Source organism: Tabrizicola fusiformis, assembly GCF_013328815.1.
Taxonomy (GTDB): Bacteria; Pseudomonadota; Alphaproteobacteria; order Rhodobacterales; family Rhodobacteraceae; genus Fuscibacter.
The window spans coordinates 1-4,174 of record NZ_JABUHN010000038.1 but is presented as its reverse complement, the minus strand read 5'-3'; the positions used below and the strand labels follow the sequence as shown (position 1 = coordinate 4,174).

The window sequence follows — 4,174 nt, the reverse complement described above, 5'->3', positions numbered from 1 at the left end:
CCCACCGGCGCGGCCAATGCCATTCTGGCGGAGGATGTGCGTGTCATGCCGATGGAGGGGCAGGACGTCACCCGCGGGTTCGAGCGGCCCTATATGGGCGCCCGTCCCACCATCGCGGCGGGGTTGCATGCCAAGATCAGCTTCAAGGTCGAGGTCAAAGGCTCCGGCACAGCGGGCACCGTCCCGGCCATCGGGGTGCTGCTGCGGTCCTGCGCCATGGCCGAAACCATCGTCGCAGCGACGTCGGTCACCTACAACCCGGTCTCGTCGGCCCATGAAAGCTGCACGATCTACTTCGTGAATGACGGCACGAACTATCTGTTCAAAGGCGCCCGCGGCACCTTCAAATACGTCATGTCCGCCCAGGGCGTGGTCTATCTGGAGTTCGAGTTCACCGGCCTCTTCACCCAGCCTGCTGCGCTGGCCATGCCGACGGCGACCTATGGCACCCAGTTGACGCAGATGCCCCAGGTGGCGACCAGCGCCAATACGCCAACCTTCACCATCGGTGCCGTGGCCGCTGTCCTGCGGTCCTTCTCCCTGGATGCCGGCAACAAGGTGACGCCGCGCATGCTGGTGCGGTCGGAAAGCATCCTGATCACCGACCGCAGCGAGATGATCGACCTGCAGATCGAGGCGGTGGCGCTGGCGACCTACAACCCGTTCTCGCTGGCGGCCGCGGGCACCGCGCAGGCCCTCAGCCTGATCCACGGCACCGGGGCGGGCAAGATCTGCACGCTGTCGGTGCCGGCCGCGCAGGTGCAGCGTCCGACCGGATTGGCCGAACAGGATGGCATCACCGAATGGCCGCTGAAGTTTGTCCCGCTGCCCACCTCGGGCAACGACCAGTTCACCCTCGCCTTTACCTGACCGGAGTCCGCACCATGAAGATCGTCAAGAACCGCCAGTTCAAAGCCAAGGTCACCGTCGATTTCCCGGCTGATGACGGTGCCGTCGAAACCCAGAGCTTCACGGCGCGGTTTCGGGCTCTGTCGGTGCCGGAAATTGCCGAACACAAGTTGTTGGACACAGCCGGGCAGGATGCCTTTCTGAAAGCTGTGCTGATCGGCTGGGACGGGCTGACCGATGACCGCGACGGTGAAGAGGTGCCATTGGTCTTCAGCCCCGAGGCGATGACCATGGTGCTGAGCGATCTCTTCGTCCGCCGGGCGGTGATCGACACCTATCAGGCCCAACTCATGGGCGCCAAGCGGGGAAACTGACGGCCGCCGGGCGGGTCTGGGCGGGCGGCGACCGTGCTGGAAGCCGCGACCTCGACCGCGCCAAGGAGGACGCCGCCCGGATGGGGCTGGTCCTGCAGCTGGACGAGCCCGCGGAGGACGAAGGCCTCTGGCCCGAGCATCTGCCCGCATGGACGGCCTGGTGCGCGGTATCGGGCCAGTGGCGGACACAAGCGCTCTCCAGCCTCGAGGCGACCCGGCTCTTGTGGCTCGGCCTCGACTACACCGCCGCCCGCGCCGGGCTTGATCTGGCGGGCATCGAAATGACCCCCGGCCTGTGGGCGGAGGTCCGCGACATCGAATCCGGGGCAATAGAGGAGCTTAACGCCCGTGGCCGGTAATCTGCGCGTCAGCATGCTGTTTGAGGCCGAAACCGGCCGGGCGCGCTCTGCCATTGCCGGGCTGCGGGGCGAGACGGATCAGCTTGGCGCCGCCGTGGCCAAGGCCGGTCAGGGCGCCAGGACCGGCGGTGCGGGCATCTCGGCTGCGGGCGATGCCAGTCACGTCACTGCGGCAGCCTTCGTGGCTGCCACCCGCAGCGCCGACGAATTCACGGCCATGACGAACATCATGCGGGCAGCGGCAAATCCGCTTGTCGCCATGTTCCAGGAGAATGAGGCTGCCCTGCGGGCGATTTCGGTGGCCGAGGATCTGGGGGCGCTGACGGCCCGTGAAGCGGCGCTTGCGACTGACCAGCTTGCGCGATCGCAGATCCAGCTTCAGGCGGCGATCTCGGCCGGTGGCGGGGCAATCGAGGCAAACACCCGGGCTGTGGTCCAACATGAAACAGCCCTTCAGCGTCTGATCGCCCAAACCACCAGTCTGACAGTCGCGACAGAGGGCAGCATCGCAGCCGAACTGCAACGGGGCTACGCGCTGGATGCGACCCGCGCAAAATTCGATCCGCTCTTTGCCGCCTCGCGCCAGTATGAGATGCAACTGGAGGAGATTGCCGAAGCCGAGCGGATGGGCGCGCTTTCGGCCCTTGGGGCGGCGCAGGCTCGGGAGCGGGCAGCGCAGGCCATGACGCCGGTCGTTCGTCAGATCGGGCAAACGGCGGCTGCGTCGAATGCTCACCTCGCCAACCTCGGCTTCCAGGCCAATGACATCTTCATGATGATGGCCGCCGGCCAGAACCCGATGATGCTGGCGATCCAGCAGGGCACGCAGGTGACACAGGTCTTCCAAGGACTGCGTCGTGAAGGGCAGGCCCTTGGCCCGGCGATCCGCTCGGCGCTGATGGGCATGGTCAGCCCGATGTCGCTGGTGACCATGGGGGTGATCGCGCTGGGGGCCTATGCCGTTCAGTCGCTGATGCCAATCAGCGCCGCCGCCAAAACGGCAGAAGATGCCGTCGCAGATCTTGCCGCCGCAACCGACAAATACGCGACGGCAAATGATGCCGCCCTGCGATCTACCGAAGATCTGAAAGCCATCTTTGGAGAAACTGCCGCAGAAGCCAGAAAGCTCTTGGCTGAGATCGCCCAGATAGAGGGATGGAAGGCCAGCCAGAAGACGGCCGAAGCGGCGAAGGCCCTCAAGTTGGACTTGGGTCTCAACCTGTTCGTTGACGACTTCGCCAATCAGCAGGACATGCTCGAGCGGCTGGGACTGAACAGTCTGGACGAAAGCGCCTGGCAGACTGTTCGGGGTATTCAGGCGGCGTTTCGGTCTTTGGAGGCGGCCGACCTTCTCGGCGACACTGACAAGAGGCTCGCGCAGCAATTCGCCTCCGTGAAGGCGCTGCGGGACCAATGGGCAGCCGCGTCGGCGATGGATGGCAACCGTTCAAACGACGAAGATCGCATTCTTTCGCTGCTCAATGAGCAAGTTCTGGCACTGATGCGCCAGCGCGAGGAACGGGCTGCCATGGCTCGGGACGCGGCAAAGCTCGCCATCGAAGACGCCCGTTCCTTTGGCACGGAAAACACCCGCATGGGTGGCCCGACCCTTGTTGACGTCCCGGAGGCGAAGGACACCGGCAAGGGGTTTCAGGCCGCCCGCGATCTGCTGGCAGCGGGGCGCGAGGAAGTCGAGCTTGCGCGCCTGAAGCTCGCTTACGGCGAGCAGAGTGCGGAGGTGCGTGCCGAAGAGGCGCGTCAGGCGAACGCGGCAGTCGAGGCGAAGATCCGCGAACTGGGTATCGGCCGCGACAGTTTGCAGGCCCAGCAGATGCGTGGGCAGGAGGCGGTACGTCAGGCGCTGGCCGAGGCTGCGCGCATCGCTGCCGCGCGGACCGCCGCCGACCAGATGCTGGCGCAGCACCAGCAGGAGGCCCGCATTGTCGAGCTGACGGCCAGATGGGGGGCTGACAGCCTGGAAGTGGCCTATGCACGGGCGGCGGCTGAGCGGCAGGTCTACGAAGCGCAACTCGCTGCCCAGGGGATCAGCGGCAAGCTTGCGGATGATCTCATGGATGCCTGGGATGCGGCGCGCGGTGTGGCTGCGATCAACATGGCGGCGGGAATCGCGGCGGCGGCCGGTCAGGCGATGCTGCTGGCGCAAAATCTTGGCATCTCGCTGCGGACCGCAGGCGCCATCGCCAATCTGGGGCTGAATGTCTCGGACGGATCGGTGGTCAAGCCGGGAGGATCGCCCGCCAAACCGGGCGGGTTGAGTTTTGGTGGCACCGGTTCGGTCGGCAACCTTGGTGTCGGCGGCGGCTTCACGTTCGGTGACAATCCCGGCTCTAGTTCTTCGGTCAGCCTCCCGACCGCAGGCGCCTCGGGGGCAGGTAAGGGCGGCGGCGGCGGTGCGAAGGCAGAGGCGAATGCGCTTGCCGAGTTGATCCGGCGCGAGCGGGAGCAGATCGAGGCGCTGCGCATTCTGGACCCGGTTCAGACGGAGATCCTGAAAAACCACGAAGCGCTGAAGGGCGCGACCGATGCAGAAAAGCAATCGGTGGCCGACCTGATCGCGGAACGGATGCGGCT

Annotated in this window: 4 protein-coding genes; all 4 read left to right on the top strand. The window is 65.8% G+C overall.

What is annotated here, in order from left to right; genetic code table 11:
- A partial coding sequence (locus HS053_RS21905) for a phage tail tube protein (protein WP_174213363.1) occupies positions 1 to 870 on the top strand: 870 nt, incomplete at its 5' end.
- A gap of 14 nt (positions 871 to 884) precedes the next feature.
- Complete coding sequence (locus tag HS053_RS21900) at positions 885 to 1,223, top strand: hypothetical protein (RefSeq protein WP_174213362.1); 339 nt, start codon at positions 885 to 887, stop codon at positions 1,221 to 1,223.
- An 80-nt stretch (positions 1,224 to 1,303) separates the two neighbouring features.
- Positions 1,304 to 1,582 (top strand): DUF1799 domain-containing protein, encoded by a 279-nt coding sequence (locus HS053_RS21895; protein WP_174213361.1) that lies wholly within the window; start codon positions 1,304 to 1,306, stop codon positions 1,580 to 1,582.
- 94 nt (positions 1,583 to 1,676) lie between these two features.
- Positions 1,677 to 4,174 (top strand): phage tail length tape measure family protein (locus HS053_RS21890; RefSeq protein WP_174213360.1); only part of this gene is annotated, 2,498 nt, incomplete at its 3' end.

Excerpts from the sequence above, each read along its gene's own strand:
- HS053_RS21895 (WP_174213361.1), top strand. The coding sequence starts at position 1,304 with ATGGGGCTGGTCCTGCAGCTGGACGAGCCCGCGGAGGACGAAGGCCTC.
- HS053_RS21900 (WP_174213362.1), top strand. The coding sequence starts at position 885 with ATGAAGATCGTCAAGAACCGCCAGTTCAAAGCCAAGGTCACCGTCGAT.